The 27,000-nt window shown below is 49.9% G+C and carries 25 protein-coding genes; 13 read left to right on the forward strand and 12 right to left on the reverse strand.

Annotated elements, in window-relative coordinates; genetic code table 11:
- Nucleotides 1–21: 21 nt before the first annotated feature.
- Complete coding sequence (gene lpxC / locus Q8K39_RS02210; RefSeq protein WP_186952071.1) at nucleotides 22–957, forward strand: UDP-3-O-acyl-N-acetylglucosamine deacetylase; 936 nt, start codon at nucleotides 22–24, stop codon at nucleotides 955–957.
- Nucleotides 958–992: 35 nt separating this feature from the next.
- On the opposite strand, the gene Q8K39_RS02215 is transcribed toward lpxC, so the two are convergent.
- Nucleotides 993–1,496, reverse strand: a complete 504-nt coding sequence (locus Q8K39_RS02215; RefSeq protein ID WP_186952072.1) for a DciA family protein — start codon at nucleotides 1,494–1,496, stop codon at nucleotides 993–995.
- An 82-nt stretch (nucleotides 1,497–1,578) separates the two neighbouring features.
- On the opposite strand from Q8K39_RS02215, the gene Q8K39_RS02220 reads away from it, so the two are divergent.
- From Q8K39_RS02220 to Q8K39_RS02245, 6 genes are all read left to right on the forward strand, one after another.
- Nucleotides 1,579–2,529 carry a M23 family metallopeptidase gene (locus Q8K39_RS02220; protein ID WP_305258123.1) on the forward strand — a complete coding sequence of 317 codons (951 nt, stop codon included), beginning with the start codon at nucleotides 1,579–1,581 and terminating at the stop codon, nucleotides 2,527–2,529.
- Between the two features lie 222 nt (nucleotides 2,530–2,751).
- A complete protein-coding gene (gene secA, locus Q8K39_RS02225) occupies nucleotides 2,752–5,511 on the forward strand; it encodes a preprotein translocase subunit SecA (protein WP_305258124.1) in 2,760 nt (919 codons plus the stop codon).
- A gap of 196 nt (nucleotides 5,512–5,707) precedes the next feature.
- Nucleotides 5,708–6,889 (forward strand): acyl-CoA dehydrogenase family protein, encoded by a 1,182-nt coding sequence (locus Q8K39_RS02230; RefSeq protein ID WP_305258125.1) that lies wholly within the window; start codon nucleotides 5,708–5,710, stop codon nucleotides 6,887–6,889.
- Between the two features lie 126 nt (nucleotides 6,890–7,015).
- Nucleotides 7,016–8,254 (forward strand): bifunctional glutamate N-acetyltransferase/amino-acid acetyltransferase ArgJ, encoded by a 1,239-nt coding sequence (argJ, locus tag Q8K39_RS02235; RefSeq protein ID WP_305258126.1) that lies wholly within the window; start codon nucleotides 7,016–7,018, stop codon nucleotides 8,252–8,254.
- Between the two features lie 12 nt (nucleotides 8,255–8,266).
- On the forward strand, nucleotides 8,267–9,145 hold the full coding sequence (locus Q8K39_RS02240) for an ATP-binding protein (RefSeq protein ID WP_305258127.1): 879 nt from the start codon (nucleotides 8,267–8,269) through the stop codon (nucleotides 9,143–9,145).
- Between the two features lies 1 nt (nucleotide 9,146).
- Nucleotides 9,147–9,566, forward strand: coding sequence for an NUDIX domain-containing protein (locus Q8K39_RS02245; RefSeq protein ID WP_186952078.1), 420 nt, complete (start codon nucleotides 9,147–9,149; stop codon nucleotides 9,564–9,566).
- A gap of 12 nt (nucleotides 9,567–9,578) precedes the next feature.
- Here Q8K39_RS02245 and Q8K39_RS02250 read toward each other — a convergent pair whose 3' ends face one another.
- Genes Q8K39_RS02250 through Q8K39_RS02265 form a run of 4 tightly spaced genes read right to left on the reverse strand, consistent with a single transcriptional unit; the run spans nucleotide 9,579 to nucleotide 14,122 of the window.
- Nucleotides 9,579–10,184, reverse strand: a complete 606-nt coding sequence (locus tag Q8K39_RS02250; RefSeq protein WP_305258128.1) for a hypothetical protein — start codon at nucleotides 10,182–10,184, stop codon at nucleotides 9,579–9,581.
- A gap of 20 nt (nucleotides 10,185–10,204) precedes the next feature.
- Nucleotides 10,205–11,779 (reverse strand): VWA domain-containing protein, encoded by a 1,575-nt coding sequence (locus Q8K39_RS02255; protein WP_305258129.1) that lies wholly within the window; start codon nucleotides 11,777–11,779, stop codon nucleotides 10,205–10,207.
- Between the two features lie 9 nt (nucleotides 11,780–11,788).
- Nucleotides 11,789–12,988, reverse strand: coding sequence for a toxic anion resistance protein (locus Q8K39_RS02260; RefSeq protein WP_305258130.1), 1,200 nt, complete (start codon nucleotides 12,986–12,988; stop codon nucleotides 11,789–11,791).
- A 27-nt stretch (nucleotides 12,989–13,015) separates the two neighbouring features.
- Nucleotides 13,016–14,122, reverse strand: a complete 1,107-nt coding sequence (locus Q8K39_RS02265; RefSeq protein ID WP_305258131.1) for a hypothetical protein — start codon at nucleotides 14,120–14,122, stop codon at nucleotides 13,016–13,018.
- 416 nt (nucleotides 14,123–14,538) lie between these two features.
- Between Q8K39_RS02265 and alr the strand changes: the two genes are divergently transcribed.
- From alr to Q8K39_RS02285, 4 genes are all read left to right on the forward strand, one after another.
- Complete coding sequence (gene alr, locus Q8K39_RS02270) at nucleotides 14,539–15,642, forward strand: alanine racemase (RefSeq protein WP_186952082.1); 1,104 nt, start codon at nucleotides 14,539–14,541, stop codon at nucleotides 15,640–15,642.
- A gap of 110 nt (nucleotides 15,643–15,752) precedes the next feature.
- On the forward strand, nucleotides 15,753–17,045 hold the full coding sequence (locus Q8K39_RS02275; protein ID WP_305258132.1) for a D-amino acid dehydrogenase: 1,293 nt from the start codon (nucleotides 15,753–15,755) through the stop codon (nucleotides 17,043–17,045).
- Nucleotides 17,042–17,605 (forward strand): hypothetical protein, encoded by a 564-nt coding sequence (locus tag Q8K39_RS02280; protein ID WP_305258133.1) that lies wholly within the window; start codon nucleotides 17,042–17,044, stop codon nucleotides 17,603–17,605. The genes Q8K39_RS02275 and Q8K39_RS02280 overlap by 4 nt, the downstream gene beginning before the upstream one ends.
- A gap of 53 nt (nucleotides 17,606–17,658) precedes the next feature.
- Entirely contained in the window at nucleotides 17,659–19,215 is a 1,557-nt protein-coding gene (locus Q8K39_RS02285; RefSeq protein WP_186952085.1) for a sigma-54-dependent transcriptional regulator, read from the forward strand.
- 29 nt (nucleotides 19,216–19,244) lie between these two features.
- Here Q8K39_RS02285 and Q8K39_RS02290 read toward each other — a convergent pair whose 3' ends face one another.
- The 7 genes from Q8K39_RS02290 to ispB form a co-directional block, all read right to left on the reverse strand.
- Nucleotides 19,245–19,424, reverse strand: coding sequence for a DNA gyrase inhibitor YacG (locus Q8K39_RS02290; protein WP_186952086.1), 180 nt, complete (start codon nucleotides 19,422–19,424; stop codon nucleotides 19,245–19,247).
- A 2-nt stretch (nucleotides 19,425–19,426) separates the two neighbouring features.
- Nucleotides 19,427–20,182: a cell division protein ZapD gene (gene zapD, locus Q8K39_RS02295; protein ID WP_305258134.1), complete on the reverse strand. Its 756-nt coding sequence runs from the start codon at nucleotides 20,180–20,182 to the stop codon at nucleotides 19,427–19,429.
- A gap of 137 nt (nucleotides 20,183–20,319) precedes the next feature.
- Nucleotides 20,320–20,934, reverse strand: a complete 615-nt coding sequence (coaE, locus tag Q8K39_RS02300; RefSeq protein WP_305258135.1) for a dephospho-CoA kinase — start codon at nucleotides 20,932–20,934, stop codon at nucleotides 20,320–20,322.
- The gene (locus Q8K39_RS02305) at nucleotides 20,913–21,815 is read right to left on the reverse strand and encodes an A24 family peptidase (protein ID WP_305258136.1); all 903 of its coding nucleotides are present in this window, start codon (nucleotides 21,813–21,815) and stop codon (nucleotides 20,913–20,915) included. The genes coaE and Q8K39_RS02305 overlap by 22 nt, the downstream gene beginning before the upstream one ends.
- On the reverse strand, nucleotides 21,812–23,047 hold the full coding sequence (locus tag Q8K39_RS02310) for a type II secretion system F family protein (protein WP_186952090.1): 1,236 nt from the start codon (nucleotides 23,045–23,047) through the stop codon (nucleotides 21,812–21,814). The genes Q8K39_RS02305 and Q8K39_RS02310 overlap by 4 nt, the downstream gene beginning before the upstream one ends.
- Before the next feature lie 15 nt (nucleotides 23,048–23,062).
- Complete coding sequence (pilB, locus tag Q8K39_RS02315) at nucleotides 23,063–24,793, reverse strand: type IV-A pilus assembly ATPase PilB (RefSeq protein ID WP_186952091.1); 1,731 nt, start codon at nucleotides 24,791–24,793, stop codon at nucleotides 23,063–23,065.
- A 324-nt stretch (nucleotides 24,794–25,117) separates the two neighbouring features.
- Nucleotides 25,118–26,098, reverse strand: coding sequence for an octaprenyl diphosphate synthase (gene ispB, locus Q8K39_RS02320; RefSeq protein ID WP_305258137.1), 981 nt, complete (start codon nucleotides 26,096–26,098; stop codon nucleotides 25,118–25,120).
- A 271-nt stretch (nucleotides 26,099–26,369) separates the two neighbouring features.
- Between ispB and rplU the strand changes: the two genes are divergently transcribed.
- Entirely contained in the window at nucleotides 26,370–26,681 is a 312-nt protein-coding gene (rplU, locus tag Q8K39_RS02325; protein WP_110255243.1) for a 50S ribosomal protein L21, read from the forward strand.
- A gap of 48 nt (nucleotides 26,682–26,729) precedes the next feature.
- The gene (gene rpmA, locus Q8K39_RS02330; protein ID WP_186952092.1) at nucleotides 26,730–26,999 is read left to right on the forward strand and encodes a 50S ribosomal protein L27; all 270 of its coding nucleotides are present in this window, start codon (nucleotides 26,730–26,732) and stop codon (nucleotides 26,997–26,999) included.
- The last annotated feature ends 1 nt before the right edge of the window (nucleotide 27,000 follow it).

The raw sequence follows: 27,000 nt of genomic DNA on the forward strand, positions 1-27,000 counted from the left end.
CTGAAACGCTATAATAGTGCGATGTTAAAGCAAAGAACCATCAAACAAGTCGTGAAGACCGTTGGAGTTGGCCTGCATTCAGGCACCAAGGTTGAACTCGTCATGCGCCCGGCACCAGTAGATACCGGCATTATTTTCACGCGTACCGATTTGAATCCACCAGTGGTATTGCCCGCCCAGGCTTTGGCCGTGGGTGATACCCGCATGGCTTCGACCTTGTCGAATGAGCATGGCAAAGTATCAACGGTAGAGCATTTGCTGTCTGCCTGCGCAGGCCTGGGTATAGATAATCTGTACATTGATGTCAGTGCAGAAGAAATCCCCATCATGGATGGTTCGGCCTCATCTTTCGTGTATTTATTGCAGCAGGCTGGCATGCAGGAACAAAACGCCGCCAAGAAATTTATCCGCGTCTTGAAACCGGTAGAAATCCGCGAAGGTAGCGGCAAGTCCGAGAAATGGGCCAGGCTGGAGCCCTTTAATGGCTTCAAGCTGCATTTCTTTATCGAGTTCAATCACCCGGCAGTCGATGGTACGGTGCAAACGGCAGAAGTTGATTTTGCCAGCGCCACCTTTGTGCAGGACGTTGCCAGGGCGCGCACTTTTGGCTTTATGCAGGATGTGGAAATGCTCAGGGGCATAGGGCTGGCGCGTGGTGGCTCCATGGAAAATGCCATCGTCATGGATGAATACCGTATCCTGAATTCAGACGGTCTGCGCTTTGATGATGAATTCGTCCGCCACAAAATCCTGGATGCGATTGGCGATTTATACCTGATCGGCCATCCTTTCCTGGCCAGTTATACGGCCCACAAGTCTGGACATGGTTTGAATAATCAGTTATTGCGTGCCTTGCTGGCCCAACCCGATGCTTATGAAATCGTCAGCTTTGACGATCTGGGCACTGCACCACCGACTTATGCTACGCAAGTGGATAGAGAGTGGGCGCTCGCTTGAGGCTGGATTTAGCCCAGTGGCCGTCTCTGCTGATATCAGCCGCCAGAACGATGACGCTCTATCAAACGGCTTAGTGCTGCGCGCAAATCAGCATTCTGGGGAGTGTCTTCCAGTGCATGTTCCAATTGATCAAAAGCCTGCAAGGCCTTGCCTGAAAAAGCTATTTGCTTAACGGCAATAGGTTTCTCCACGACACGCCTGACTTGTACTTTGATGCGGATTGCGTTAATCTGCCATCCCCGTTCTTGTAAAAAAGCTTGCAGTTTCGGACATTGCTGTTTCAATTTGGTCGCCAGTGCGGCATTTGGCGCAGAGAGCGTCAACTGACCTTCCGTTACTTGCATGACCTCACATGAGGCAAATATCGGCGGCAGTATGAGTCCACAGTCTTTTTGCAGCTTCAGATTGCGCTGTACTGTGGGCAGTAGTTGCGAGATTTTCTCGTTACTGCGCAAAAAGTCAGCGGCTTCGCTGGCACCAGGCACTTTGCGACCGCGTTTAATGTTAATCGGATAGGTAGGGCGTGAGAATGTGGACATGCGCATTACCTTACCACAAACACGACGACCAGGCTGTCGCAAAGACTACCGAGCAGTCTATCGTTTTCAGAGGAGCATATTGATGCAAATCATTTTGATGCACTCCCGTTTTACTCAGGCAAAGTCGGTGACCTTGTCTTCCCGTCATGTCATTCTTGGCGCATTTGCTTTCCTGCTTGTCATCACTTTCTGTGCCGCCCTGATGGCAGCCATGACCCTCAAGCTGGCCAGTGCCGACTTGCCGTTTTTGCGCGATCTGGTGCCAGTGGCGGCAACCAGTGATACTGGTAATAAAGACAAATTCATGAAAGAAAACCTGGCTGCGATGGCGGCCAAGTTAGGCGAAATGCAGGCGCAACTGATACGCCTCGACGCGCTCGGTGAAAGGGTGCAGGGTCTGGCTGGCGTCAAACCGGAAGAATTCAATTTCAAGGAAATGCCAGGCCGTGGTGGTCCTGAAGTATCCACCCAGCCTGCCCAGGAGTTGAACCTGGCGGAATTCCAGGCGGCACTGGCAGCGATGTCAGTAGATATAGAACACCGCTCAGATTATATGAATGTGGTGGAAACCAAGCTCATGGGTTTCAAGGTGCAATCCAAGCTCTTGCCCACGATACAACCCGTTAATGTTGCTTATAATGCATCCGGTTTTGGCTGGCGACTAGACCCTTTCTCTGGTCGTAGTGCTTTTCACGAAGGAATAGATTTCTCAGGTCCCAGCGGCACCCCTATTGTTGCGGCGGCAGGTGGCGTGGTGGTGGTGGCAGAATATCATCCGCAATTTGGCAATATGGTAGAAATCGATCATGGTGGTGAAATCATGACACGCTATGCTCACTCTTCCAGGATCCATGTCAAGTTGGGCGATATTGTGAAGCGCGGTCAGCATATCGCTGATATAGGTTCTACCGGCCGTTCCACTGGCGCACATTTGCACTTTGAAGTACATGTCAAAGGCGTGCCACAAAATCCCCATAAATTTTTGTCTGCAGGTGCCAATCAAGCTAATCTTGCTGCATTAAATCAAAAATAACTTGAGTTTGCAGATTCAGGCACCAACTGCGACTCTGCATCTGCGATTTGTTTGCCGGATTGTTGATCATTTTTCGCTCGTCCTTGCTTAATTGTCAGGCAAAAACGCGCAATTACTGGTTAATTGAGTGTCGCATGGTAAAATCACAGGTTAGCCTATTGTTGCTGTTAAATTAATCACTTTTCAGCTGCTTTTTTAAGAATTTAACTTTCCGTTCATAGCATGTCATTCCTGACCAAGATATTCGGCAGCCGCAATCAGCGGCTTTTGAAGCAATACCAAAAGACGGTGCGTGAGATCAACGCATTGGAACCCAAGCTGGAAGCCTTGTCGGACGAGGCTTTGCAAGCCAAGACTGCCGAGTTCAAGGCACGTGTTGCGAACGGAGAGACACTTGATGCCATCCTCCCGGAAGCCTTCGCAGTGTGTCGCGAGGCTAGCAAACGCGTTCTGAAAATGCGCCACTTTGACGTGCAAATGATAGGCGGCATGGTTTTGCACTACGGAAAAATCGCGGAAATGGGCACTGGTGAGGGTAAAACCCTGATGGCGACCCTGCCGATTTACCTGAACGCCCTGTCAGGCAAAGGCGTTCACGTTGTTACCGTCAATGATTACCTGGCGCAGCGCGATGCTGAATGGATGGGTCAACTGTATGGTTGGCTGGGCCTGACTACCGGTATCAATCTGTCGCAGCTTGATCATGATGCCAAGCAAGCAGCCTATGGCTCTGACATTACTTACGGCACGAATAACGAATATGGTTTCGATTACCTGCGCGATAACATGGTCTATGAAGCCAAGGACCGTGTGCAGCGCAGCCTGAATTTTGCTGTCGTCGATGAAGTTGATTCCATCCTTATTGATGAGGCACGTACACCTTTGATCATCTCCGGCCAGGCTGAAAATCATACTGAGCTGTACTACAAAATCAATGAAGTACCCAAACTGCTGACCCGGCAAATTGGTGAAGAAACACCGGATGGCAAAGGCAAGATCGAAGTGCCAGGTGATTACACCAAGGATGAAAAAGCCCATCAGGTCTTGCTGACTGAAGCTGGTCACGACAAGGTAGAGCGCATCCTGATGCAAATGGGTTTGCTGCCTGAAGGGGCATCTGTGTATGATGCCGCCAATATCACCCTGATCCATCATTTGTATGCTGCCTTGCGCGCGCACGCCCTGTATTTCAAGGATCAGCACTATGTAGTGCAGAACGATGAAATTGTCATCGTTGATGAATTCACTGGCCGCATGATGACAGGTCGCCGCTGGTCTGAAGGTTTGCACCAGGCGATTGAAGCCAAAGAAGGTGTGCGCATCCAGAACGAAAACCAGACACTGGCATCGATCACTTTCCAGAATTACTTCCGTATGTACACCAAACTGTCAGGCATGACAGGTACTGCCGATACTGAAGCTTATGAATTCCAGGAAATCTACGGTCTGGAAACCGTGGTCATTCCGCCAAACCGTCCTTCACAACGTAAGGACAGGCAAGACCAGGTCTACAAGTCTGCGCAGGAAAAATACAATGCCATGCTGGTTGATATCAAGGATTGCTACGAGCGCGGTCAGCCAGTGCTGGTGGGTACGACCTCGATTGAGAATTCTGAACTCTTGTCTGACATACTGACCAAGGCCGGTCTGCCTCACAATGTCTTGAACGCCAAGCAGCATGCCCGTGAAGCGGAGATCATTGCCCAGGCCGGTCGTCCAAAAGCCATTACCATTGCCACCAATATGGCGGGCCGTGGTACGGATATCGTGCTGGGTGGTAATGTCGCCAAACAAGTGCAAATGATAGAAGCCAATGCAGCTTTGTCTGATGCAGACAAGCAGACGCAATCGCAAAAACTGCGTGATGAATGGCAGTCATTGCATCAGGCCGTCGTGAATGCTGGTGGTTTGCACATCGTCGGTACTGAGCGCCATGAATCCCGCCGCGTTGATAATCAACTGCGTGGCCGTTCTGGCCGTCAGGGTGATCCAGGTTCTTCCCGTTTCTATCTGTCGCTAGACGACACTTTGCTGCGCATTTTTGCTGGTGACCGTGTCCGTGCCATCATGGACAGGCTGAAAATGCCTGAAGGCGAGCCTATCGAAGCAGGCATCGTTTCGCGCTCCATAGAGTCAGCACAGCGTAAGGTGGAAGCACGTAACTTTGATATTCGCAAGCAGTTGCTGGAATACGATGACGTCGCCAATGATCAGCGTAAAGTAATTTACCAGCAGCGTAATGAATTGCTGGAAGCACACGACATGGCAGATCTGATTTCTTCCCTGCGTCATGGCATGTTCGAAGATATCGTGCGTGAATATGTGCCAGCAGAATCAGTCGAAGAGCAGTGGGATATTCCAGGTTTGGAAGCAGTCTTGCGCGATGAGTGGGCGCTGGATTTGCCGCTGACGCAAATTCTCAAAGATGATTCCAACATCACGGATGAAGACATCCTGGTGCGCGTGCAAAAAGCCGCCAATGAAACCTATGAAGCCAAGATCGCCATCGTCGGCAAAGAATCTTTTGCCGGTTTCGAGCGCAGTATCATGTTGCAAAGTATAGACACGCACTGGCGCGAACATTTGGCGGCGCTGGACCACTTGCGTCAAGGCATACATCTGCGCGGTTATGCACAGAAAAATCCTAAGCAGGAATACAAGCGCGAAGCGTTTGAGTTGTTTGGTCAAATGCTGGGAGCCATCAAGAGCGAAGTGGTCAGGACCGTAGTGACAGTGCCCATAAAATCCCGTGAAGAGATCGACGCGGCAGAGGAAAGACTGGCACAGTCCCATATCGAGAACGTCCATTATCAGCACGCCGATTTTGATGCAGATGCGACACCGGAAGAAATGCTGGCACCAGCTACGGACTTTGCTACAGATCAGCCAGAAATCAACTACGCCCTGAAGGTAGGCCGTAACGACCCTTGCCCTTGCGGCAGTGGCAAGAAGTTCAAGCAATGCCATGGCAAACTTGCCTGATCATTGAGTAGCACAGAAACAAAAGGCGACCATAGGTCGCCTTTTGTTTTTCGTCATCCAGCATCAGTTTCTAGATTTCTCATTCCTTCACTTGACGCAAGCAAGGTCTAGGGCTAAAGTGAACGATCGTGCTTATTTTGGCATTCATTCTATATTCTGGAATCGCAAGCTGCGATGATCAGACCTGAGGGGGGTTATGGATTTGAACTTTAACGATGCAGAGCTTGGTTTTCGTCAACTGGTCCGTCAATTTCTGCAAACATCATTACCTCGGGCCATCAGCCATAAAGTGCAACATGGCATAGCACTGAAAAAAAACGATTATCAGCAATGGCAAAAGATACTCCACGCCCAAGGCTGGGGAGCTTCATCCTGGCCTGCAGTTCATGGCGGCACTGGCTGGTCTGCTGTCCAGCGCTATATATTTGAAGAAGAGAGTGCAGCTGCTGGTGCGCCCCGCCTGCCACCTTTTGGCATCAAGATGGTGGCGCCCGTCATCATGGAATTTGGCTCGCCTGAGCAACAGCAGAGATTTTTGCCGAAGATACTCTCCGCCGATGAATGGTGGTGCCAGGGGTATTCTGAACCGGGTTCTGGCTCTGACCTGGCTTCCGTCAAGGCCACGGCTGAACGCAAGCGTGACAGCGAAGGTGAATACTATGTGGTGAATGGTCAAAAAACCTGGACCACACTGGCACATTATGCCGACTGGATATTTTGCCTGGTTCGCACAGACCGCGAAGCCAAGGCCCAACGTGGCATTTCATTTTTGCTCATAGACATGAAGTCACCCGGCGTTACCGTCAGGCCCATCATCACCATGGATGGTGCGCATGAGGTCAATGAGGTCTGGCTTGATGACGTCAAAGTGCCGCTTGCCAATCTGGTGGGTGAAGAAAACAAGGGCTGGACTTATGCCAAGTTCTTGCTGGGGCATGAGCGCACAAATATCGCGGGCATAGGCATAGCCAAGCGTGAACTGGCCAGGTTAAAAAGAGTAGCCGCGTGTGAATTCAAGAATGGCAAGCCGCTCGTGGAAGATGCAGTCTTTTCCATGCGTCTGGCGCAAGTAGAGATCGATTTGATGGCGCTGGAAATGACCAATCTGCGCGTCTTGTCTGCAGAAGAGCAAAGCCATGCGCCGGGTCCGGAAGCATCGATACTCAAGATCAAGGGTACGGAAATACAACAGGCAATCACTGAATTGCTGGTAATGGCAGTAGGTGAGCAGGCCTTGCCCCTGCGTGATCGACAGGAAACAAGGGAGCTCGCCAGCCCGCTTGCCATCAATTACCTGAACATGCGCAAGCTCTCCATCTATGGTGGCTCAAATGAAGTTCAAAAAAATATCATTGCACAAATGATCATGGGGCTTTGACTGCGGGCCGTGACAGCAATATGACTGATCTGTCTAATGTGCGCGAAATTTCCTCAGCGCAAACATGCTTCGCAGTGCAACAAAATGCCCTACAATATCGGCTTGATTTCAACGCAAGGAAAAACCATGGCCGTTAATTCCCCCATCCCTGTGGCTGCAGATTTGAAACCCGTAGCTGGCATGCGTCTGGGCTATGCCGAAGCTGGCATACGCAAGCCCAATCGCAAAGACGTACTGGTCATGGAACTGGCCCCTACGGCAACTGTATCCGGCGTATTTACGACCAACCGGTTTTGCGCGGCACCCGTGCAAGTTTGCAAGGCCCATCTGGAAGGCTTGCACATGGCATCGAGCCCTATCCGGGCGCTGGTGGTGAATACTGGTAATGCGAATGCCGGTACGGGCGATGCTGGCCTGGCTGCAGCGAATGCAACATGTGCGGCACTGGCAGAATTGCTGGGCTGCGAAGCTTCTCAAATTCTGCCATTTTCGACTGGCGTGATCCTCGAACAATTGCCTGTTGACAGGCTGGTTGCCGGGTTGCCAGCAGCGATAGCAAACCTGCAAGCCGATAACTGGTTTAATGCCGCGACTGCCATCATGACGACCGATACCCAGCCCAAGGCGGCATCGGCGACAGTAGAAATTGGCGGCAAAACCGTAACCATGACAGGCATCAGCAAAGGTGCGGGCATGATCAAACCCAATATGGCGACCATGCTTGGTTATTTGGCGATTGATGCCAGGGTTGCGCAAAATGTGCTTGATCATATGGTCAAGCAAGCGGCTGACAAGTCTTTTAATTGCATCACGATAGATGGTGACACTTCCACCAATGATTCCTTCATGCTCATCGCTACTGGTGCGGGTGAAGTTGAAGTCAATGATGTCGAGACACCTGAATATGCAGCGCTGGCAGAAGCCGTGACTGCGCTGTCGCAAAAACTCGCACACATGATTATCCGTGATGGCGAAGGCGCGACCAAGTTCATGACGATTGCGGTGGAAGAAGGCCGTGATGTAGAAGAATGCCGCAAGATCGCTTACTCTATTGCCCATTCCCCGCTGGTGAAAACCGCTTTCTTTGCCTCTGACCCAAATCTGGGCCGCATCCTGGCAGCCATCGGTTATGCCGGTGTGAATGATTTGGATGTCGGTAAGCTGAACCTGTATCTGGATGATGTCTGGGTTGCCAAAAACGGTGGACGTAATCCTGAGTACCGTGAAGAAGATGGTCAGCGCATCATGAAGCAGAGCGAGATTACCATACGCGTCAAATTGGCACGTGGCGATGCAGAAGCGACGGTCTGGACATGCGACTTGTCGCATGACTATGTATCTATCAATGCCGACTACCGCTCCTGATCTGGATAGACAATGACGCAGCTTGATCAGTTTCTATTGCGTGCCGAGCATTTGCTTGGCAGGCTGGAAAACATATTGCCAGCCAGCACACCTGCACCAGACTGGAATCTGGGTTTTGCCTACCGCTGGAGAGTGCGTGGTGGGCGTGGCGGACAGGGTTATTTGCAAGTCGTGCGTCATGCCTCGACTATTGTGCTGGATGATTTGCGCAATGTTGCCGCACAAAAAGCGCAGATAGAACAAAACACCAGACAATTCGTCCACGGAAAACCTGCCAATAATGTCTTGCTGACGGGTGCCCGTGGTACAGGAAAATCGTCGTTGATCAAGGCTTGCCTGAACCAGTTTTCGGACCAGGGTTTGCGCCTGATCGAAGTCGATAAAGCTGACCTCGCTGATTTGCCGGATATTGTCGACCTGATCGCAGAACGTCCTGAGCGCTTCATTGTCTTCTGCGACGACCTTTCCTTTGAAGAAGGTGAAGCCGGTTACAAGGCGTTGAAAGTCGCGCTCGACGGCAGTATTTCTGCCCAGTCTGACAATGTGCTGATCTACGCGACTTCTAACCGCCGCCATCTGCTGCCTGAGAAAATGTCAGACAATGCCAGTTATAAATATAGTGATGATGGTGACCTGCATCCGGGCGAAACGGTAGAAGAAAAAATTTCTTTGTCCGAACGCTTTGGTCTCTGGGTATCTTTCTATCCTTTCAAGCAGGACGATTACCTCGACATCGTCGCTTACTGGCTGGGTAGCATGGGCTGTAATGCTGAAAAAGTTGAAGAAGCGCGTGGCGATGCCTTGCGCTGGGCTTTGCAGCGCGGATCACGTTCTGGTCGCGTGGCCTGGCAATTTGCCCGCGATTATGCTGGCAAGCTGGCGGAGTCCTGAGATGGCTGCAAAACCTGTGGATGTCGCCGTCGGCATTCTGATGAAAGCCAATGGCGATGTCTTGCTGGGGCAGCGTCCCGCTGGCAAACCGTATGAAGGTTATTGGGAATTTCCAGGCGGTAAGGTTGAGCCTGATGAATCCATACTCGATGCACTCAAACGCGAATTTGTCGAAGAACTGGGCATACAAGTGTTGACGGCCGAACCCTGGTGCGGCGTTGAACACATCTACCCGCATGCCCATGTCAGGCTGCACTTCTATATCAGCCGCGATTGGCAGGGCGAACCGCAGAGCCTGGAAGGGCAAGCCTTTGCATGGCAGGGCAGCGTCGGTCTCACGCCTTTATTGCCTGCCACCATACCCTTGCTGGAATGGCTGGATCTTTGGCGCAGCGAAGAGCAAAATCTGTCTGATATTTGAGTACCACAGTGCTCAATGAATGAAGCTCATGGTGTGGAATTTTTCTTTCAAAAACTCGCCATTAATCAATAAGGACTCAGCATTATTCTTATAAATGTCGGTGGCGATTTTTGCCAGTTGGGTTTCCAATAAATCCAGTTGCTCAATCAGTAATTGCTTGCAGGTCTTGCCATTTTCTATCGCATGCATGCTGGCAAAGGCAGTAGGCAAAAGCACATAGTTTTTTATGGTTTGAGGCAAGTCGCGATTGACAGCATTGATAAGCAAGCTGACATAGTTCATCGCTACCTCGCCAGAGAAAATCCTGGGTGCCAGTTCTTGCAAGGTACTTTGTATCCTGTGCAATTTTACTACTGCTTCATGAGGCAAGCGTGTACTGGACTCTCGTATCAAGGCATCGATACTCTCGGTTAGATTGTTTTGTGAGTTTTCACTCTTGATTTGCAGTTCCAGTTCCTTATCTGCGGGTATCGCCAGCCAGGCCACTGCATACAAACCTGCAACGATAGGTAGCCACCAGTCCGAGATGATGCCAGTAAAAAACATGGCAAGCCCCATGAGGGCCAGGCAACATCCCAGTAAATTCTGGGTGCTGTATAAAAACAGCATTACGCGCATTTTGAAGCTCAGTGACTGCATCATTGGTAACCACGAATTTCTTTAAAGATGGATTGAAGACTGGTTTTGCGACTGTCAAACATTCTACCTCCCGACAGATCGGCCAGATTTTTCAATTCTTCAGGCGCGGCTTCGCCAAACAGAACAGTAAAAATCTTGATACCTTTTTCTTCTTCAGGCAGCGACTTGTACCACTGGGCAAACTGCTGATAGTCCATGCCATTATTATTCAATCCATCAGTCATGACGATGATGGAATAAAAGCGGCCAGGATCTGCACGCTTGCGGGCAAGTGCATCTGTGTATGCATGTTGGGTGGCTGAAAAAATAGCCGTACCACCTTTGGCCCGCAACTCTTGTATGCGTGCATTCAAGGCAGTCAGTGTTGACTGATTTTCTTTTTCCTGATTCCCCATGTCAAAACTTGCCGGAGTTTCAACCACGCCGTTGAAGGGCAGGATGATGATTCGCTCACGATTGCGAAACCTGGCAAACCGGCCACTGATGGATGTATCTGAGCCTGACAGGCCATGCATAGCTGCTTTCAAATCCCTGATCCTGTCGCCTTGCATGGAGCCACTGGTGTCGAGGACAAAACTGCTGTCCGTGGGTAAGCGCAAATGGTTGTCAAAGGCTGTCAGTATGGCATCAACGACACTCAGCTTGGCTGGAAAAGAGAGTTCCACCAGGGCTTGTTTCGGGACGTCAGTGACGACCACGTCCGGATTGACCGGGCGACGCAAGGTTGAGTCATACATGGCTTGCTGAAACTCTGTCCCGCGCAAATAACTGATTAGTTTGTCGTAGGATGCACGCTTGGCTGGATTAATCAACATCAATGGATAGTCTGCCGTCACGATGCCATCTTGCGGATAGATGAGTATCAGCTTTTCTTTGAGTGAGGGATTGCGGTTCAGTGTTTGTAAGGTGGAGGCATAATTGATGATGCCGTCGACTTTATCTTGTTCTCGTAAAAATGCTTCGGCCAGCCAGCCTGAGCTGCCAGCGGTCAATCTTTGCGCCTGAAAAAAAGAACTCAGGCTCTTTGCGTCGATGTCTTTTTCTTCCAGTGCGTCGCCCTGACCAGAGAGTGCTGCAGCCAGTCCCAGCAAGCCGGAAAAGCCTGTGTTCGAGGATGAGGGGCTAGTCATGCCAAAAGTAAATTTCCCTTTTTTTGCGGCTTCGGCAATCTCTTTCCAGCTGACTTTAGGATTATTATTCCAGGCCAGCTCGTTCGCCTTGCTTTCCTTTAAACCTAGCACCACCGGGGTTAACATGGTTCTCTCGGATGCCAGTAAACGTGTCTTGGCGGCAGGTATCAGCATTGCATATTTATTGCTGGACAGCCAGGCGAGATCGGTTTGCTGGCCAGACTGCAATTTCTCTACAGCCTCCAGCGTACCTGTATATTGAAGCTGCAACTGTATGCCGGTGGCCTTGGTAATGGCAGGTAGCAAGGGTTCTATATCCTTGAGTTCAGACCCTGCCATGACAGTTAAGGTATTGGCTGCTGCGGCTGGCGTATTTTTGCTATCCTTGCAGGCAACCATGGACAGGAAAGCCAGCAGTGTGATCCAGGTCGACAAAAATCTCATGTAGCACTCCTAGAGTTTGACGGGGCCATCGCTTGCCACGGTCAGATTGGATGTGCGTACTTGTTCAGCCCGGGTTTTGTCCATGTATTGTTCAGTACGTGCAATTTGCTCTTTCAGCATATGATTGTTCTTCTCCATATTGCCAATCGCTACTGAGCGGAAATTGTCCATCGCATCCATTGCCTTGAAGGTGTTGTCGAACATTTCCTGTATCTTTTGGACGCCTATCAAAGGGTTGGCGGCAAATTCCCCTGTTTTCTCAACATGGCGGCCTAACTGCCGTGTTGTTTCAGTGACCAGTTCACCTATGGTTTCACTGACTCCGGTGAGCATTTCCATGACTTGTATTTGATTCCCGGTAGCGCGTGCCACGGTCTGTGCCGTGGCCATTGCTGACATGCCTGTGGTGGCGACGCGATTGCAGCCGTTCATCATTTCCCTTGCAGTTTTCTTCAACAAATCCATGGATAGGTAGCCGTTGACGTTGACCGCCATCTGGGTTTGCATGTCTTGCAGATTTTGTCGGGCATAGAACAACACTTCCTGCTCCAAAGCTTTGGCGCGTAGCGGGTCGCTGTCTTTGATCGTCGCAATGTGAGTGGCCACATGGCCGTCCAGTTGTTCGGCGAAATAGATGGCCCCCTTGAGCTTTTGCATGGCATCCCAGAGTTTGGTCTTTACCATTTCGATTTCATTCGCATCCCGTTGCATGTCGTCACGTGCGGCATACAATTGCGTCATCAGCGCTTGCAACTGCGATCCTGCAGTCTGAAATTTGCGAAAGTAGGCCTGTAGTTTGTTACCAAAAGGGATGAGTCCGAGAATTTTATTCTGGCTTAACAAGTCCCCTTGTTTGCCAGGATTAAGCTCGTCCAGCATGCTGCGCATGTCTTGTATTGATTTGAAGGCTGCCGAATCTTCTATGCCAACAAAATTGCGCTCCATGAAGCGGCCAGTCATCAAGGATGCTGCATTTGAAATTTCTTCCTTGCCCAGGCGAAAGGCAGAATCCAGCCTGGCCTGAAAGTCGCTGCTGTGCACATCTTCTTTTAAAATGCTATCTATGTAAGCAAGGACCTGGACATCGATCTTTTCTTGCACTTCAGCTTTCAGTGGCACCATTTCCGGTGCTTTTTTTTCTGCAACCGGGCTCAAGACTTCCGGTGGCGTCAAAGTCATCGTACTTTCTTGTGTCGTGGTGTCAGTCATTTCTTGTCCTCGATAAGGAAGTGAGCATTACTGGAATTTTTTTTCTATGGCCTGGATCATGCGTTCCAGGATTTCAAAGCTGGGTGGGTCGATGACATCCACCAGGGACGTGGGGGCCAGTAAATTCTTACGCTTCAAGAATTCACCAAAATGTTCTGTGCTGGCCGTGCGGTAACCATATTCAGCAGCCAGTTTTTGCAATTCCACGTCATTCGCCAGAAACTCACCAAGACGACGGCCGTTTTCATTGAAGGGGACAAGTATGTGCTTGGTGTAGATAGTCGGTTGAGGGTACAACAACACCATGTCGGCATTTGGCTTGGGGCGCTTCGATTGATATTCGAGAAACTGGCTTTCATAGATCATGACCAAAGGTGCCTTGCCCATACCCATGGTTGTGTAGTCTTCAAATGGCCCCGCACTGCTGGATTCCTGCAAGCCCTGGCGCAAAAACAGGGAAGACACAAATGGCAGGATTCTGTTAACTTGCTCATTATTGTCGACCACATTATTGTCGTTGACGACATAGCTGGCCAGTGACAGGTACATCGCTGCGGAATTGGATTTCCTGACATCGGTAGAGCTGATCAGGATACTTTTTCCTGTGGCATAGGCAGCATTGTCCTTTAGTTCGCGCCAGCGCGTGCCTTTTTCGCTGAGGCTGAGCAATTTCTTCATGTCTATGATGAAGTAGGCGTCATTCACTTTTTTGACGATGCCCTCGCTTTCCAGTGTTGGGATCAGTTGCCCCCATGAGGCGATGGTCATGGGTGTAAAGAAAGTCGGGTAGACCTGTTTTGCCCTGGCCTTGTTTTGCAGGGCCAACGCAGCTGGTGCGCCAGCGGGGAAGGCAAAGTCATAGCTGCTGAAATCGCGTGAAATAATTTCTGTTGAGCCCACTTTTTCGACTTTGACGCGAAAGCCTTTTTTTGCCAGGATTTCTATGACCCGGGGATCACTGAAATAAGATTCTTTCTCTGAACCTACCATACCCTTGATGTCGAGTATGGCGGCAGAAGCCAGTTTCGCAGCTTCTACCGCATGGTTTTTTTGATAGGAGGTATAAGTTGCAGCACCTATGCCCAATAGCAAGACCACAGCAAGCAGTGGTCCAAGTACACGTTTAATTTCCATTAGGTAATATTCTCGGCATATTAATTTATTACACTGACATTATGCACATGGATTTATGACAGTTTCAAAACACGAAGGCTTATTTCATCAGTTTTCAACTGTTTTCTATTGCGTAGTTTCCACAATTGCCTGAATTTCTGGGGGCGTTAATTATGCGTCTCTGTTTCGCAAATGATTGCTTGTATTTATTCTGATACAGTGTATTTAAATGAATACACCGTGTCATTTTTTGTACAATACCGAGGCCATACTCTACACTGGCAGTGGGCAGTCGTTCTGATTGTATTGATTTCGATACAGTTATGCGTATTTTCTCTAAGATATCTTTGCAAGTAATTGAATTTATTCAATAATTTTTTTTGGCACAAGGATTGCTTCAACTAATCACGTTAGCTTTTGTGATGGAGTGGTGAAATATGATGCAAGTAGCTGGAAAAGCAGGTGCAGTTCTTCGTATTGATCTTAGGGCAATACAGGATAACTATCGCCTTTTGCAAGAATTATTAGGGACAGTGCAATGTGGTGCGGCTGTCAAGGCAGACGCTTATGGCTTGGGCGTGGTGCCTGTCGCACAGGCATTATTGGCCGCATCTTGCCGGCATTTTTTTGTAGCGCATCTGCAAGAGGCAATTGTCTTGCGGCCACATTTGCCAAAAGATGCCACGATCTACGTCATGCATGGTTCTCCGGTTGGTTATGAAGAAGAATTTCTGGAAAATCAATGCATACCAGTACTAAACAGTCTTGAGCAGATAAAATCCTGGCAGCAACTCGTTGCGAAAGCACAACGTGCCTTGCCCGCCATCTTGCAATTTGACACCGGCATGGCGCGCATGGGCTTGTCTGTTATTGAGTCAGAAGCATTATTTGCCACACCACAGCTTCTGGATGGCATCAATGTGCAATACATGATGAGTCATTTGGTCAGTGCAGAAGACCAGGCAAATCCCTTTAATCAAAAGCAATTAACTACCTTCAACACCTTGCGCGCGCGCATGCCAGCTTGCAAGGCAAGTCTGTCCAATTCTTCCGGCATTTTCCTGGGTAAAGATTTCCATTTTGATCTTGCTCGCCCTGGTGCTGCCTTGTATGGCGTAGCCCCTGTGGCTGGACAAGCCAACCCCATGCGTGCCGTAGCCTATCTGCAAGGCCGCATCATACAAACCCGTGAAATTCCGGCTGGCACTGGTGTCGGCTATGGATCGACCTGGCGCAGCAGCCAAACGACCCGCATAGCCACCGTCGGTGTCGGCTATGCCGATGGCTGGATGCGCAGCCTCAGCAATCGCGGTATTGCTCATATTGCCGGCCAGGCCGTGCCCATGGTGGGCAATGTCTCCATGGATACCATCACACTGGATGTGACTGGCATTGCAGCAGAACATCTGCAGCCAGGCGCACTGGTAGAACTGATTTCTGCTGACAATACAGTGGACCAGGTGGCAGCGCGTGCCAACACCATAGGCTATGAAATTCTGACCAGTCTGGGAGGCCGCTATGAGCGTACTTATAGCAATTAAGCCTCCGCATGCCTGGCTACTTGCCTGAGCAAGTAGCCAGAACAAACTAAGAACACAACAGACAAACAGATCAATCCATCAGTGAGCCAGCAGTAAGCCGGGAGAAAAAAATGAAAATAGTTATATTGGGTGCAGGTGTTATCGGAACAGCGTCAGCGTATTACCTCGCCAAAGCAGGCCATGAAGTAACCGTTATTGAGCGTCAGCCTGCCGCTGGCCTGGAAACCAGTTATGCCAATGCAGGCGAAGTTTCGCCTGGTTATTCTGCTCCATGGGCAGGCCCAGGTGTGCCGATGAAGGCCATCAAATGGTTGATGATGCAGCACAGCCCGCTGGCAATCCGGCCCAGCTTTGATCCAAGCATGTGGCGCTGGGTTACGCAAATGCTGATGAACTGTACCAGCACGCGCTATGAAATCAATAAGGGTCGCATGTTGCGTATGGCTGAATACAGTCGCGATGTCTTGCAACAATTGCGCAGCGATACAGGTATCAGCTATGACGAGCGTACCCAGGGTACGCTGCAACTCTTCCGCAATCAGCAACAACTGGATGGCGCCGAGGCAGATATCGCCATCCTCAAGCGTTATGATGTGCCGTTTGAGAAGCTCGATAAAGCTGGTTGCCTGAAAGTGGAGCCCGCACTGATCAACGTGCAGGAAAAATTTGTCGGTGCCTTGCGCCTGCCGGGTGATGAAACCGGCGACTGCTTCAAGTTCACCCAAAGCCTGTCCAAATTCGCGCAAGAGCTGGGTGTTCAGTTCAAGTACGGCGTCACTATACAAAGATTGGTCAAGAGCGGCGATACGATCACTTCTGTCATCACCTCGGAAGGTGAGATCAAGGCAGACTGTTTCGTATTGGCACTTGGCAGTTATTCCCCGATTCTCTTGAAAGAATTGGGCATCAAGATTCCTGTTTACCCTATCAAGGGCTATTCAATCACCGTCCCGATTACCGACGCACAAAAAGCGCCGGAATCGACGGTCATGGATGAGACCTATAAAGTCGCAATTACCCGCCTGGGCGACCGCATACGTGTCGGTGGTACGGCCGAAATCACCGGCTATAACCTCGACTTGCGTGCAGACCGACGTGCCACACTGGAACATTCCGTGACGGATTTGTTCCCTGGTGGTGGCGACGTCAGCAAAGCCGAATTCTGGACTGGTCTGCGTCCAATGACGCCGGACGGCACCCCTGTCATTGGCCCTACACCTTATCGCAACCTGTACCTGAACACTGGCCACGGCACGCTGGGCTGGACCATGGCTTGTGGTTCTGGTCAGTTCATTGCTGATGTGGTTTCTGGCAAGCGCCCGGCTATTTCTACTGAAGGTTTATTCATGGACCGTTACGGCAGCGTCAACAGTCCAATTTTTATCCATAAGGAGTTGGCATGAATCCAATTGAAGAATTACTGTCATCAACCCAGGTCTTTTCTGATGCCAACCTGAATGCGCGGTTTTACACCGCCATAGAATTACTGGCGCAAATTATGATGGTGATGCCGCGTACTGCGAATATCACCACGCTGGCACAGGCCACAGGCAAGACCCCACGTCTGATACGCTCGATATTGGCAACCCTGAGCAAGGACGCCCTGGTCAGCCGCGACAGCAAGGAAAAAGACGCCTGGCACTGCCGCGACTGCAATGGCATCATCACCCTGGCAGATGTTTATCGCTGCTTCGTGAATGCAGAAGAACGCGCTGCCGCCAAGGCAATCGAAAAAGCGGTTCAGGAAGAAGAGACAGAAGTGCAACAGGAAAGACGCAATACCCGTACTTCCAGCCAGCAAAGCGTGGACTTGTTGATGATGCAAGTTAAAATGACGCTCAATCGTGCAGTCTTGCAGCAACTGGAGCAATTTGACCTTGGCCGTTTGCGTGGCCTGGCTTCCAATAGTGCCTTCCGTCGCCAGCATGCCCGCCCACGTGGTTATATCCCGGAACCGTATTAATCAGGCTTAATTCGGTCTAGTCAGACTTTCATCGTTTCATCACAAAGCAACGCATGCGCATCAATATCCAGTTCAAGGACAGAGTAGGTATTGCCCACGAAATACTGGCAGTATTGGCGCGTCGAGGGCTCAATGTGGTGGCGGTTGAAGTTGATCCACCCAATATCTATATCGACAGCCCTGAACTGCTGGAGTTCATGCTCCCCTCATTGCAGGCAGATTGCCAGTCTGTGCGTGGGGTGGGTGAAATCAAGGTGCTGGATGTCTTGCCCGGCATACGCAGGCGTCTCAATCTCGACACCATGATGGCCGTCATGGAAGACCCGGTGCTGGCGATAGATGCCAGCGGTCATATCGTGATTGCCAATTTCGCGGCTGCTACGGCAGCCCGCATGAGCGAAGCCAGCCTGTGCCAGCGCAGCCTGAATCAGGTGCTTGATGATGCCGGAATACAGGAAGAACTGGTCAGTTGCGGTTTCCGCCTGCCCAGTCGTGAAGTCAGCCTGAACGGCGAGCCTTATTTCATGGATGTGACGCCGGTATCAGAGCCTCAGGGCGTCGATATTGCACATGGCCGCTCGGTAGGTGCTGTGTTGACCTTTCATGCGCCCACCCGCATAGGTGGGCGCCTGCATGCCCTGCAACATTCGGAAGGCAGTGGCTTTCATTTCATCATCGGTGAATCAGAACAAATCCGCAGTCTGAAAACCAGGGCAGCGCGTGTGGCCGTGGTCGATGCCCCTTTGTTGATCACTGGCGAAACCGGCACCGGCAAGGAATTGCTGGCACAGGCCTGCCACGGTGTAAGTGGCCGCAGCACTGCCGCCTTCCTGGAGCTGAATTGTGCAGCTTTACCAGAGAGCCTGGCAGAGAGCGAGTTATTCGGTTATATGTCCGGTGCCTTCACAGGTGCTCAGCGGGGCGGCAAACCTGGCCTGTTTGAAATGGCGGATGGTGGCACAGTCTTTCTCGATGAGATAGGCGAGATGTCGCTGTACCTGCAAGCCAAGCTCCTGCGCTTCCTGAATGATGGCAAGTTCCGTCGCATCGGTAGTGATAAAGAGGTCAAGGTGAATGTGCGCATCATTAGCGCCACTCACAGGAACTTGCGCAAGATGGTGCAGGAAGGCAGTTTTCGCGAAGACCTGTTTTACCGCCTGAATGTCTTGCATCTGGAAATGCCAGCCCTGCGCGAGCGGCCTGACGATATTCTGCCGCTGGCCAGGCATTTCATAGAACGCGCCTGTACCCAGGCGCAAAAGCCAGTGTGTCGTTTGAATTCATCAGCCTGTGCGGCTTTGGTGTCTAACCATTGGCCTGGCAATGTCAGGCAATTGCAGAATGTGGTGTTTCGCGCCATTACCATGTCGGACCAGCGGATTTTGGATGCTGTCGACCTTGATTGGGCAGAGGGTAGTATCACGGCAGAGGTGGTGAAGAGCGATACCACCGAGAGTTGGGAAATATCGGTGAACGCTTTCGAGCGCAGTTTGCTGGAAAGCCTGTATCCGCAATATCCGTCCAGCCGCAAACTGGCAACGCGCCTGGCAACTTCTCACTCGATGATTGCCACCAAGCTGCGCAAATACGGTATCCCGCAGAAACGCTGAGTCAAGTCAACTCCCCCAAAGTAATTGGCTTATTCAACCAGTGCTTCTGGGTCTTCAGGTAAATTGACTGCAGGAATAGTGTATTTCTCTTCAGCCCAGGCACCCAAGTCAATTTGCTTGCAGCGTTCAGAGCAAAAAGGACGCCAGCGGTTCGCTTCTTTCCATTCCACCTTGGTTTTGCAGGTGGGACAATCAACAAAAGTAGCCATGTTCAGAAATTACAGAGAGTCAGGTCAAACGGGATATCGTTTTCATAGGCCTTTGGCTTCATGTCGCCATCCTGGGACATAAAACGTATCCACAGCATATATTTATTCGCAGAGATTTCAGGTATGGCACCAAGTTCTTGCAAGACGTTGACGCGCAGCAACTGATAAACCTTGCCTTGCAGCATCTGCTGGTAACTGCCAGCCTGGGCAATGACTTTCGATGTCGAGCCAGATTCGCGCAACAGGCGCAATACTACATTAATGGCATCAAACAAGGGGGCGATAGGGGCAAACCAGGCACTGATATCGGCGAAGCGTTTTTCTGCCGTATTTTTTTGCCAGGCGTGATAACTAGGCAGATCAAATTCACAGGCCCCACCGGGGATGATGGTGCGGCCGCGTATACTCATCAGCCATTCATTGTCACGCACGTTCTGTCCAGTCTTGCCTGTGCTGGCAACCAGGGCGCTGCTGGCGCGATCTACATCGTCCAATACTTTGTCAAGCATCTCTGCCTGCACATTGGGATTGGATTTGAAACTGATGAGTGTATGTCTTTGTCTTTCGAGTTCTTGCAAGAGATCGGATTTGAGGTCGGCACGACCAGCGACTTCCAACATTTCGAAAATGGTGGCAAGGGCAACGTGATGCTGCATGGGGTCAGACTGATGTAAGAAAAACGTGAATTTTTCGTATAAGTCTTCCAGCCGCAATAACGTGCGAATACGCTCGTTAAAAGGGTATTCGTAAACAATCAAAATAGTTTCCCTGTCAAAATTTGGTGCTAATCAAAGCTGCACATGATTCTGAACCATACTGTGTGAAAATACAAACACCGCGTGCAGATTTCCATTATTTTTTTTGTAGGGAATTGTTGCTTTCGGCACGCAAATACTTATTTACTGAAATCAGCAAGCTGCAGATACCGTTGATGCAGACGCAAAACCTCGTCCTGTATCTTTTTCAGATCACCATCATTGTTAATGACATCGTCGGCAGCTGTCAGTCTGTCTTGCCTGCTGGCCTGATTGCGCATGATGGCTATTACTTCTTCCCTGTTTAACTGATTGCGCGACATGACGCGACTGATCTGCGTCTCTTCATCGCAATCAACCACCAGAATGCGGTCAACCCGTTGTTTCCAGTTGCCAGATTCAACTAGAAGTGGAACCACGAAAATACGGTAATCACCTTTGGCCTGTGCAGCTTCGCGTTCGGTTTCTGTGCGTATCAGCGGGTGCAGTATGGCTTCCAGTTTATGTTTTTGCTCAGTGTCGGCAAACACCAGTTGACGGATAGCGGCCCTGTCCATTGCACCTTGTGTAGTGATAAATTTAGGACCAAATAGCTCACGGATTGCGGGTATGGCCAATCCACCTGGTATTGTCAGTTGATGGGCAATCAGATCTGTATCAATTAGCGTCGCACCCAGCTCGGCAAACATATTGGCGATAGTGGTTTTTCCACTGCCTATGCCGCCTGTCAGGCCTAGTGAGAAATTGCCAGCCATTGATTTGAGCTTAAATAAATATTCACAATGTCCTTGCCCCAAATCAGCGCAATCAGGCCCGCACCTGTCAAATAAGGGCCAAAAGACATTTCTGAGCTCCAACCCGTTTCTTTGCCCCAACCCATCTTCGAAAACACGATTTGTGTAATCCCTATGGCTGCACCAACGCAGCAAGACAGCATAATAATGACAGGTAGCACCGTCCAGCCCATCCATGCACCCAAGGCTGCCAGTAATTTGAAATCGCCGTAGCCAAATCCTTCTTTGCCCGTCAACAGTTTATAAGCCCAAAATATCGACCATAGCGACAGGTAGCCTGCGCAAGCACCCAAAACCGCATCCTTGAGTGGGACGAAGTTACCATTTAGATTGAGCAGTAAACCTATCCACAGCAAACTCAGGGTCAGGTCGTCAAGTAATAATTTGTGATCCAGGTCAATAAAGGTCATGGCGATCAGGAGCCAGACAAATATTACGGCACCCATGCCAGCCACACCACTGCCAAAATGCCAGATCATGGCTGCTGACAGCAGGGCAGTCAGCGCTTCGACAAGGGGATAGCGGATGGATATTTTTGCCTTGCAACCCGTGCATTTACCACCAATCACGAGGTAGCTGATGACTGGAATGTTTTCCATCGCCGTGATCTGATGGCCGCAATGCGGACAGGCAGATCTGGGTAGCATGAGGTTGAATTTATCCTGATGCGGCAATGTTTCCTTACGTTGCTCAGCAACAAAATTATCTACTTCGCGCAAGTAGATTTTGGGCAAACGATAAATCACTACATTCAAAAAACTGCCTATGAGAAGTCCCAATAGCCCGAAGGCTATTGTGGACAAATAATCATGCGGCATTGCAAAAAGCAGTACGTCCATCATCCCGCAACCGAACCCATTTTGAAGATAGGCAAGTACATGGCAACCACCAGGCCACCAATGACCACACCCAGGATCACCATGATGATAGGTTCCATCAGGCTGGACATGGCCGCTACTGCTTCATCAACTTCGTCTTCATAAAAATCAGCTACTTTGCCTAGCATGGAATCAAGCGCACCAGATTCTTCACCAATGGCGACCATCTGGGTGACCATGGGAGGAAACACATTGGCATTCTGCATTGCCACAGTCAAACTCGTACCAGTACTGACTTCTGTTTGAATTTTGATGGTGGCATCAAGGTAGACAGCATTACCAGATGCGCCGCCTACAGAATCCAGGGACTCAACCAGGGGGACACCAGCAGCAAACATGGTGGCGAGTGTACGAGTCCATCGGGCAATCGTTGCTTTTCTAATCACAGCACCAAAAATAGGCGCTTGTAATAACAATCTATCCATGGCCCGCTGCATACTTAATGAGCGCCTCCATGTCTGGAAAAAGAAGTAAACACTACCAAACGTGATACCAAAGATGAGATACCAGTATTCAACGAAAAAGTCTGAGATGGCCATGACAAAAAGGGTAGGTCCTGGCAATTCTGCACCAAAACTGCTGAAAGCCTGCTTGAATGCAGGAACCACCCAAATCATGATGACGGCGGTAACGAGAAAAGCGATGGACAGAATGGCAATAGGATAAGTCAATGCCGATTTGATCTTGGCCTTGATCGCCTGCGTTTTTTCCTTGTAAATGGCGAGGCGGGTCAGCAACTCTTCCAGAATACCCGCTTGTTCACCAGCACCCACCAGGTTGCAGAATAGCGGGTCGAAATACAGTGGAAATTTACGGAAAGCCGCATTCAGACTGGTACCAGTTTCGACATCTCCACGGATATCCTGCAATAATTTTGAAACAGACGGATTGCTGTGGCCTTTGGAAACGATATCAAAGGATTGCAACAAAGGCACACCGGCCTTCATCATGGTTGCCAGTTGACGGGTAAACAAGGTGATATCCTTGTCCGTAATTTTTTGGCCAGAGGTATAGTTTTTCTTCTTTAACTTGGTAACCAGGATGCCTTGTCTACGCAAGGTGGCGTTGACGATCGCTTCACCACCGGCGCGTGTTTCCCCCCTGACTACTTTGCCGTATTTGTCTTTGCCTTCCCAGGCGTACAGATGTTCTTTGATTTGTCCTGATTTTGCGGATTTTGACAGATTAGTTGCCATATCATTATTCTCTTATTATTCGTTGGTACATCCGAGGACTTCCTCGAGGCTGGTCATTCCCTGTCTGACCTTCATCAATCCGGATTGACGTAAATTTCTGATTCCTTCTTTTTGCGCCTGCTCTTCCAGATCCAGTGCACTGGCGCTGGCAAGTATGAGGCGCTCCAGCGCTTCAGATATAGGCATCAATTGATAGATGCCGACACGACCCTTATAGCCGCCACCGTTGCAACGGTCACAACCGACAGGGCCGTAAGGTTTCCAGGTGCCGTCCAGGTCTTCATCCTTGAAACCGGCTTGCAGCAAGACCTCGTCGAGGATCTCGACAGGTTTTTTACAGGTGCACAGGCGACGTGCCAGCCTTTGTGCCGTAATCAAAATGACAGATGAGGCAATATTGAAAGGTGCCACACCCATGTTCATCAAACGGGTCAAGGTAGCAGGTGCATCATTGGTATGCAGGGTGGAAAACACCATGTGACCAGTTTGCGCAGCCTTGATGGCAATATCGGCAGTTTCCAGGTCACGAATTTCACCCACCATGATGACGTCAGGATCTTGACGCAAGAAAGACTTCAGCGCGGCAGCAAAGGTCAGGCCCGCTTTGTCATTGACATTGACCTGGTTGACACCTGGCAAGTTGATCTCAGCCGGATCTTCGGCCGTAGATATATTGATGCCAGGTTTATTAATGACGTTGAGGCAAGTGTACAGTGACACCGTTTTACCAGAACCCGTAGGCCCGGTAACCAGTACCATGCCATAAGGTCGTTGAATGGCTTCCATCAAGATGGCTTTGTGATCAGGGTCATAGCCCAAGGCATCAATACCCATTTGCGCCTGAGAGCCATCCAGAATACGCATAACGATCTTTTCACCAAACAGAGTAGGCAAAGTGCTCACACGAAAATCGATGGACTTACTCGCCGATAACTGTAATTTCATGCGACCGTCTTGCGGTACGCGTTTTTCAGAAATATCCAGTTTGGAGATAACCTTGATACGCGAGGATAATTTGTCCTTGATGGCCAGCGGTGGCTGGGCAATCTCTCTGAGTTCACCATCGACACGAAAGCGTATGCGGTAGAATTTTTCAAACGGTTCAAAATGCAAATCGGATGCCCCCATATTGATGGCATCAATCAGCATTTTTTGCAGGAATTTGACGACTGGCGCATCATCAATCTCTGTGGCCTGAGCTTCGGCAGCGGCACCGGCACCGAGATCATCTTCCTTGAACTCGAGATCAAAGTCATCGCCGCCAATTTCATTCAGGCTTTGTTCAGAGGATTTGCCCAGCTTGTCCAGCAGCTTAACCAGGGCATCATGCTGCACTACAATAATGTCTATACCAAGACCGGTTTGAAATTTGACCTGATCCAGAGCTGAATTATTGGTCGGATCGGAAATCGCCAAAGAAACTTTATTACCTTTTTTCGCTACCGCCAGCAGGCGTTGGGCCTGCATGAGCTTTTGATCAACCAGTTTGTCCGGGATCAGTGACTCATTGATGACCGATAAATCCAGTAAGGGGTAGCCGAAAGCATCGGAGCAAAAAGTCGCCAGATCACGTGCGCTGACAGTGCCACTTTGCGTCAGTGCATCAATGAAGCCGATCTTTTCCGCCTGTGCTTTTTTGCTCACAGTTTCAACCTGAGCGGGCGTCAATAAATTGGCTTGCATCAAGGCTCGCGCCAAGCCAGGAGTTGCCATTTGGGGCGCTGAATTTGGTAGGACTGCGGACATAGGATCTTTTGAGTAAATTTGCCAATACAATCAGTTGCCTTGTGATAATGCAACTAAGCCTGTTATTTGTAAAGTCGTTCCATAGTGTAGCCACACTGGATCTGGCAAAATTTGCATTGCGGCTACACCGCCATCCGGCAATGAATCATTTCCGTCATTTTCGACACTGATTCATTACTTCTTTACTCTGTATAGATCGTTTTCCGCCAAATAGCCATGCCATTTTTTTTCAGGCATTTTTTTGCTGGCCAGAGCGCAGATTTTGAGCAGACTACCTGTCTGCCCGATTTTGTAACAGTCTGTTAATTCTACGAATTTCGTGACTTAATGATTCCTGCCTACGGCAAAGGCGCACAGTTTGACCATGGCCTGTTTGTACTGATTATCCGGCCAGTCCGCGATGGCTGTTGCCGCACGCTCGGCTGCCTTGACAGCTTCACTTTGCGTATAAGCCAGTGCGCCGGACTTGGTGATCGCGTCCAGTATGGCATCAAATTTGGATTCGTCGCCGTTTTCTATGCAGGCCCGTACCAGATCGCGTTCTTCCGCACTGCCATTTTTCATCAGATAAATCAGCGGCAGGGTAGGTTTGCCTTCGCGCAAATCATCACCGACGTTTTTACCTATGTCTTCGGCATTCCCGGAATAATCCAGCACATCGTCAATCAACTGAAAAGCAGTGCCCAAAGAGCGCCCATATTCGCCTGCAGCCTCGATTTCTGCCTGATTGGCACCAGCGATAAGCGCACCAATCTCTGCTGCGGCTTCAAACAGTTTGGCTGTTTTGGAACGTATTACTTGCAGATAACGCTCCTCGGTCACGTCAGGATCATGCATATTCAGCAATTGCAAGACTTCGCCTTCAGCAATAACATTGGTGGCGTCGGCCAGAATTTGCATGATTTGCATGCTATTGATGGAAACCATCATCTGAAAGGCGCGTGAATACAGGAAGTCACCTACCAGAACTGAGGCAGCATTGCCAAACAAGGCATTGGCAGTCTTGCGGCCACGGCGCATGGACGATTCATCCACCACATCGTCATGCAGCAGGGTAGCTGTATGGATGAATTCGACGATGGCGGCAAGCTCATGATGGTGCTTGCCCTGGTATTGAAAGGCATTCGCTACCAGCAAGACCAGCACTGGACGTATTCGTTTGCCGCCAGCGCTGATAATGTATTCGGCGATCTGATTGACCAGAGCAACTTCAGAATGCAATTTGTTGCGGATTACCTGATTCACTGCGTCCATATCGACGGCGATCAGTTCGGTGATGGGGTTTTGGTTGTTTGTGGCAGACAAGGGAGAACCTGCATAAGAATCCGGGATGACCGCGATTATACGATGCAGTGCTGGTATTTGCTTGAAATGCACCAGTTCTCTTGTGCTTCCTCTATTTATTACCGGTTATTATCGGTCAATTCCCTGTTTACCATGGGTGTGCTGAAAAAATATGCAAATAGTCTTTGACGCTTTTGGCAGGATTATGTACAATTTGGGGTTTTCCCGACTTCCCAGGTGAGTTTTGTCTGGCGGGGAGAAAATCCCTAATATTTATTTGATGAGGTTTCACATGTACGCGGTCATAAAAACCGGAGGCAAACAATACAAAGTTGTCGCTGGTGAAAAACTTAAAGTAGAACAGATACCTGCAGACATTGGCTCCGAAATCACCATTGATCAAGTGCTCGCTTTGGGCGCTGGTGAGACCATTAAGTTTGGTGCTCCATTGGTCGCAGGTGCTACGGTGCTGGCTAAGGTTATAGATCACGGTCGTCACGACAAAGTGCGCATTTTCAAAATGCGTCGTCGTAAGCACTATCAGAAACGTCAAGGCCATCGCCAAAACTACACTGAATTGCAAATCGTTTCTATCAACGGCTAATCTGTAGATCAGCAATCAATCTACCTGTATTTAAGGAGCTAATTAAAAATGGCACACAAAAAAGGCGGCGGCACCACGCGCAATGGTCGTGACTCAGAATCAAAACGCCTTGGCGTTAAAGTCTACGGCGGCCAGGCTATCAACGCCGGCGGTATCATCATTCGTCAACGCGGTACTCGCGTACACGCTGGTGAAAACGTTGGTATGGGCAAAGATCACACTTTGTTCGCTCTGGTTAATGGCAAAGTACAATTCGCGATCAAAGGTGCAGCACGTCACCAGTTCGCTATTGTTGTTGCAGACGCAGCAGCGGCGTAAT

This window comes from Undibacterium sp. (assembly GCF_030683615.1).
In the GTDB taxonomy this organism is placed as follows: domain Bacteria; phylum Pseudomonadota; class Gammaproteobacteria; order Burkholderiales; family Burkholderiaceae_D; genus Undibacterium; species Undibacterium umbellatum.

Bases quoted from the DNA above. Each gene is read 5' to 3' on its own strand.
- lpxC (WP_186952071.1), top strand. From the start codon at position 22: ATGTTAAAGCAAAGAACCATCAAACAAGTCGTGAAGACCGTTGGAGTT.
- Q8K39_RS02215 (WP_186952072.1), bottom strand. From the start codon at position 1,496: ATGTCCACATTCTCACGCCCTACCTATCCGATTAACATTAAACGCGGT.
- Q8K39_RS02220 (WP_305258123.1), top strand. From the start codon at position 1,579: ATGCAAATCATTTTGATGCACTCCCGTTTTACTCAGGCAAAGTCGGTG.
- secA (WP_305258124.1), top strand. From the start codon at position 2,752: ATGTCATTCCTGACCAAGATATTCGGCAGCCGCAATCAGCGGCTTTTG.
- Q8K39_RS02230 (WP_305258125.1), top strand. From the start codon at position 5,708: ATGGATTTGAACTTTAACGATGCAGAGCTTGGTTTTCGTCAACTGGTC.
- argJ (WP_305258126.1), top strand. From the start codon at position 7,016: ATGGCCGTTAATTCCCCCATCCCTGTGGCTGCAGATTTGAAACCCGTA.
- Q8K39_RS02240 (WP_305258127.1), top strand. From the start codon at position 8,267: ATGACGCAGCTTGATCAGTTTCTATTGCGTGCCGAGCATTTGCTTGGC.
- Q8K39_RS02245 (WP_186952078.1), top strand. From the start codon at position 9,147: ATGGCTGCAAAACCTGTGGATGTCGCCGTCGGCATTCTGATGAAAGCC.
- Q8K39_RS02250 (WP_305258128.1), bottom strand. From the start codon at position 10,184: ATGCGCGTAATGCTGTTTTTATACAGCACCCAGAATTTACTGGGATGT.
- Q8K39_RS02255 (WP_305258129.1), bottom strand. From the start codon at position 11,779: ATGAGATTTTTGTCGACCTGGATCACACTGCTGGCTTTCCTGTCCATG.
- Q8K39_RS02260 (WP_305258130.1), bottom strand. From the start codon at position 12,988: ATGACTGACACCACGACACAAGAAAGTACGATGACTTTGACGCCACCG.
- Q8K39_RS02265 (WP_305258131.1), bottom strand. From the start codon at position 14,122: ATGGAAATTAAACGTGTACTTGGACCACTGCTTGCTGTGGTCTTGCTA.
- alr (WP_186952082.1), top strand. From the start codon at position 14,539: ATGATGCAAGTAGCTGGAAAAGCAGGTGCAGTTCTTCGTATTGATCTT.
- Q8K39_RS02275 (WP_305258132.1), top strand. From the start codon at position 15,753: ATGAAAATAGTTATATTGGGTGCAGGTGTTATCGGAACAGCGTCAGCG.
- Q8K39_RS02280 (WP_305258133.1), top strand. From the start codon at position 17,042: ATGAATCCAATTGAAGAATTACTGTCATCAACCCAGGTCTTTTCTGAT.
- Q8K39_RS02285 (WP_186952085.1), top strand. From the start codon at position 17,659: ATGCGCATCAATATCCAGTTCAAGGACAGAGTAGGTATTGCCCACGAA.
- Q8K39_RS02290 (WP_186952086.1), bottom strand. From the start codon at position 19,424: ATGGCTACTTTTGTTGATTGTCCCACCTGCAAAACCAAGGTGGAATGG.
- coaE (WP_305258135.1), bottom strand. From the start codon at position 20,934: ATGGCTGGCAATTTCTCACTAGGCCTGACAGGCGGCATAGGCAGTGGA.
- Q8K39_RS02305 (WP_305258136.1), bottom strand. From the start codon at position 21,815: ATGATGGACGTACTGCTTTTTGCAATGCCGCATGATTATTTGTCCACA.
- Q8K39_RS02310 (WP_186952090.1), bottom strand. From the start codon at position 23,047: ATGGCAACTAATCTGTCAAAATCCGCAAAATCAGGACAAATCAAAGAA.
- pilB (WP_186952091.1), bottom strand. From the start codon at position 24,793: ATGTCCGCAGTCCTACCAAATTCAGCGCCCCAAATGGCAACTCCTGGC.
- rplU (WP_110255243.1), top strand. From the start codon at position 26,370: ATGTACGCGGTCATAAAAACCGGAGGCAAACAATACAAAGTTGTCGCT.
- rpmA (WP_186952092.1), top strand. From the start codon at position 26,730: ATGGCACACAAAAAAGGCGGCGGCACCACGCGCAATGGTCGTGACTCA.